Origin of the sequence: Kitasatospora sp. NPDC091335, from assembly GCF_044757205.1 — a bacterium.
Lineage (GTDB): Bacteria > Actinomycetota > Actinomycetes > Streptomycetales > Streptomycetaceae > Kitasatospora.
In genome coordinates this window covers 1-4,310 of the sequence record NZ_JBIVUM010000043.1, presented here as the reverse complement: position 1 = coordinate 4,310, position 4,310 = coordinate 1, and the positions used below count along the sequence as shown (strand labels likewise).

Annotated in this window: 4 protein-coding genes; 2 read left to right on the top strand and 2 right to left on the bottom strand. The window is 70.3% G+C overall.

Annotated elements, in window-relative coordinates; all coding sequences use genetic code 11:
- Positions 1-145 precede the first annotated feature (145 nt).
- Positions 146-1,669, top strand: coding sequence for a PQQ-binding-like beta-propeller repeat protein (locus ACIQOW_RS39625; protein ID WP_401092843.1), 1,524 nt, complete (start codon positions 146-148; stop codon positions 1,667-1,669).
- Between the two features lie 120 nt (positions 1,670-1,789).
- Here the strand turns inward: ACIQOW_RS39625 and ACIQOW_RS39620 are convergent, their stop codons facing one another.
- Entirely contained in the window at positions 1,790-2,320 is a 531-nt protein-coding gene (locus tag ACIQOW_RS39620; RefSeq protein WP_188300486.1) for an HNH endonuclease, read from the bottom strand.
- A gap of 293 nt (positions 2,321-2,613) precedes the next feature.
- Between ACIQOW_RS39620 and tyrS the strand changes: the two genes are divergently transcribed.
- A complete protein-coding gene (gene tyrS, locus ACIQOW_RS39615) occupies positions 2,614-3,882 on the top strand; it encodes a tyrosine--tRNA ligase (protein WP_401092845.1) in 1,269 nt (422 codons plus the stop codon).
- A 225-nt stretch (positions 3,883-4,107) separates the two neighbouring features.
- On the opposite strand, the gene ACIQOW_RS39610 is transcribed toward tyrS, so the two are convergent.
- On the bottom strand, positions 4,108-4,310 hold a 203-nt coding region (locus ACIQOW_RS39610), incomplete at its 5' end, for a hypothetical protein (RefSeq protein WP_401092841.1).

The following is a 4,310-nucleotide window of genomic DNA, read 5'->3' as shown; positions in this document are numbered from 1 at the left end:
CGTTCCCACTCGGCATCCGTCAGATCTCCCCGCCCCATGCCCCGACCAACGACCAAGGCAGGCAATAGTCACATGATCGGCCGGACAGCTCCTAGGGGAGGGGCTGTACGTTCCGGCGGGCGCGGAGTACTCGGCGGATGGTTACGTGCACATCGAGGAGGCCGGGCCGACGACCGTGCCCGTCCCGGAGGAGCCCGCGGCGACGTCCCCGGAGCACACCCCCGAGCGCCCGGCCGAGCCCGCAGCGCCGTCGCGGGCCGCCCGTCGAGGCGCCGGTGGCCGGTCCGGCACAGCTTCGGACTCCGGTTCCTCGTTCTCCGCCAGGGCCCGGAAGGCCGCCGACGCGGTGCTCACCGGGGATCACATGCCCAGCCGCAAGGCACTGCTGGTGCGGACCGGCGCAGGGGTGGCCGCACTGGGAGTGCTGGTGGCGGCCGGGTTGATGGTCGGCGCCGAGGGCGGTGGCAGCGCGGCGGCGAGCGGCGGCGGTGAGCCGGGCTTCACGGTGGCGCACGCCAGGGTGTGGGCGGCGCAGCCCGCCGCGGCCGGTTCGTCCGGGGGCGACGACACGCTGGTCGGCAGTTGGCTGCTGGCCGACGCGGTGGTCCGGGCCGACGGTTCCGGGGTGCACGCGTACGACCGGGCGGGCGGCAAGCAGACCTGGTCGGTGGAGCCGCCGGCCGTCGGCGCCGTTCCGTGCGGGCTCTCGGCGAGTGTGAGCCAGGCGGGCCTGGGGGCGGCACTGTTCCGTCCGCAGGCCGACCCGAAGAGCCCCTGCACATTGGTGGCCGCCGTGGACACCAAGACCGGCAAGACCGCCTGGACCAAGACCGTCTCGGACACCAAGGGCGCGTACTCGGCCCGGGTCGGCGTCACCGAGGACAAGGTGGTCGTCGTCGGCGACGACCGGGCGGTGGCGTGGGAGTCGGCCGAGGGGAAGGACGTCTGGCAGTACACCGGTCAGGGCAAGTTCTGCACCCTCTCCGGCGGTGTCAGCGGCAAGACCGTGCTCGTCGCCTCCTCGTGCGCCGACTCGACGCCCCCCGCCCAGGCAGTCGCACTGAACATCGCGGACGGCAAGATCGGCTGGTGGCGGGGCCTGAACAACCAGCCGAAGACGGTGACGGTGCTGTCGGCCGAGCCGTCCGTGGTCCTCACCACGGGAGAGAAGCCCGAGGACGACCGGGTGTTCGCCTGGGGCGCCGGCGGCGACCCGGCCGCCGAGATTCCGGTGGCCGTCGACGGCGGCCGGCTGGACGTCGCCCACGGGACGTTTTCGGCCACTCCCGGTGTGTACTTCGAAGGCCGCACGATGGTCACCACGCTGGCCCCGGCGAACGGTGGCGGGCCGGTGGCCGCGATCGGCTACGACCTGGACACCGGCAAGCAGTACTGGAAGGTGCCGACTTCCGCCGCGGGCGCCGCCCGGGCGGTCGGCATCGACGGGGGATCCCTGGTGCTCGCCGCCGACGAGCGCCGCGACCAGCCGGCCCGCCTCAGCCGGTTCCCGCTGGCGGGCGGCCAGGAGGCGACCGGCGGCAACTTCCCGTCGGGCACCGGCTCGCTGCTGATCTCCGGGCGGGTGCTGATCGGCGGTGGGCAGGTGGTCGTGGTGCCCGAGCACTCGACCAACTACGGCACGGCGGCGGGGTACCAGGCGAAGGACTGAGCCTTCCGCCCGGCACACGCCCACCGCCGTTCGCGTCGGCGACCGGTCCGTTCTCACACCGAGAGTGTCCTCGGTCCCGAGAGTTGTCCCGGAACCACTTCAGTCCTCCTCAGTACCGCCTCACGCCGCGGAGACCGGCCGGCCCGGCAGGGTCGGCAGCCAGTCGGCGAGGTCCCGGACCTCCGAGCTGCGCAGGCCCAGCGCCAGCATCAGGCTGGCCTGCGGTGTCGGCACGAACGGCCGACGCAGCAGTTTCATCCCGGCCTGCTCCGGCGTGCGGTCCGCCTTGCGCTGGTTGTCCTCCGGGCAGGCGGCCACGGTGTTCATCCAGCTGTCCGCACCACCGCGCGACCTGGGCTGGAGGTGGTCCACCGTGGTGGCCCGCCTACCGCAGTACGCGCACAGGTGCTGGTCCCTGGCCAGGACACCCCGCCGAGACCACGGAGCCTGTTGTCGGAACGGCACCCGTACGTACCGTTGCAGCCTGATCACCCGGGGCACCGGGACGGCCACGCCGGTTCCCCGGATCGAGCGCAGCGGATGCGCCTGCTCCACCACCGCCTTGTCCTGGAGCACCAGGACGACGGCGCGCTGGAGCGACACCGTCGTCAGGGGCTCGTAGCTCGCGTTCAGAACCAGCGTGTTGCGCACTCGGCACACCCCTTCCCGCGGGCGTGCCACGGCGGCACGACCGTCTTTACACACGTCACTGCCGCCGCACGGCGGTGGAACCACTCTGAATGGGCCCACAGCTGTCGAACAACGGAATTTCCGGTATCCGGGAGGGGCCCGGTGCGTGGGCGGCCGGGCCGGGAGGGGTGCCTCGGGGAAAACTCGCTGGCCGGAACCGCGTAGGCTCTATCAGGCTGGAGTCGTACCGACCCGGGGCCCGATCGAACCGGGCCGGCACCGGGCGGACGCCCGATCGAAGGAGAAGCGTGACCGTGACGGACATCGTCGACGAGCTGCGGTGGCGAGGGCTGATCGCCCTGTCCACTGACGAGGACGCACTGCGCAAGGCGTTCGCGGACGGCCCGGTCACGTTCTATTGCGGGTTCGACCCGACGGCCCCCAGCCTGCACCTCGGCAACCTGGTTCAGATCCTCACCATGCGCCGCATCCAGCAGGCGGGGAACCTCCCGCTGGGCCTGGTCGGCGGCGCGACGGGCCTGATCGGCGACCCGAAGCCCACTGCCGAGCGGGTGCTCAACGACCCGGAGACGGTGGCCGGCTGGGTCGAACGCCTGCGTGGCCAGATCTCGCGTTTCCTCGACTTCGAGGGCCCGTACGCGGCGCGCATGGTCAACAACCTGGACTGGACGTCCGGGATGTCGGCGATCAGCCTGCTGCGTGACGTGGGCAAGTACTTCCGGGTCAACAACATGATCGCCAAGGAGGCCGTCGCCCGACGGCTCAACTCCGACGCGGGGATCAGCTACACCGAGTTCAGCTACCAGATCCTCCAGGGCATGGACTACCTGGAGCTGAACCGCCGCTACGGCTGCACCCTGCAGACGGGCGGCAGCGACCAGTGGGGCAACCTGACCGCCGGTACGGACCTGATCCGCAAGGCCGACGGGAAGTCCGTCCACGCGCTGGCCACGCCGCTGATCGTCAAGGCCGACGGCACCAAGTTCGGCAAGACCGAGTCCGGCACGGTCTGGCTCGACCCCGAGCTGACCACCCCGTACGCCTTCTACCAGTTCTGGCTGAACGCGGACGACCGGGACATCCCCAACTTCCTGCGGATCTTCAGCTTCCGCTCGAAGGAGGAGGTCGAGGAGCTGGAGCGCGAGACCACCGAGCGCCCCGCCGCCCGCCTCGCCCAGCGAGCCCTCGCCGAGGAACTCACCACGCTGGTGCACGGTGCCGACCAGTACGAGCGCGCGGTCGCCGCGTCCAAGGCGCTGTTCGGCCAGGGCGACCTCGCCGACCTGGAGGCCCCGACCCTGGCCGCAGCCCTGGCCGAGGTCCCGAAGGCCGTGGTGCCCGAACTCCAGTCGATGGTGGACCTGCTGGTCGCCGTGGGCCTGTCGCCGAGTCGTTCGGCCGCCCGTCGGACGATCAAGGAGGGCGGCGCCTACCTCAACAACGTCAAGGTGACGGACGAGGAGGCGGTGCCGACCGAGGCCGATCTGCTGCACGGTCGCTGGCTCGTGCTGCGGCGCGGCAAGCGGAACCTGGCAGCGGCGGAGCTGGTCGCCGCCGGCTGATCGGCGACTGAGCGACCGGCCGGCCGAGGCTGGCTGAAAACGAATCCACTCTGAGCTGCGGCTCTGAGTCCCGAGGGCCGGATCTGGACAGATCCGGCCCTCGACGTTTGACGATGTCCTCCGGGTGGCCTAGTGTTGAACGAGTCGCTGGAGCGGCCACCCCACTCAGCAAGAACCACTCTCACTCTGACCCCCATGAATATGGGCTCATTGGCGTTCCGTCAATCAGGCGAGAGAGTGAATTTCGGGTAACACTCGAAATGCGCTAATGTGGTGGACGTCGCGAAAAGCAACACCGACCAGTTCGGGAAATCGGATGAATGAAACTCCGGAAAACGGAGCGGAAAACATCTGATAAGCTTGAAACACGAAAGAACGAAGCCCGGAGGGTCTGCTGGAAGGCAGTCCGAAGGAAGCGTCCGTTCCTT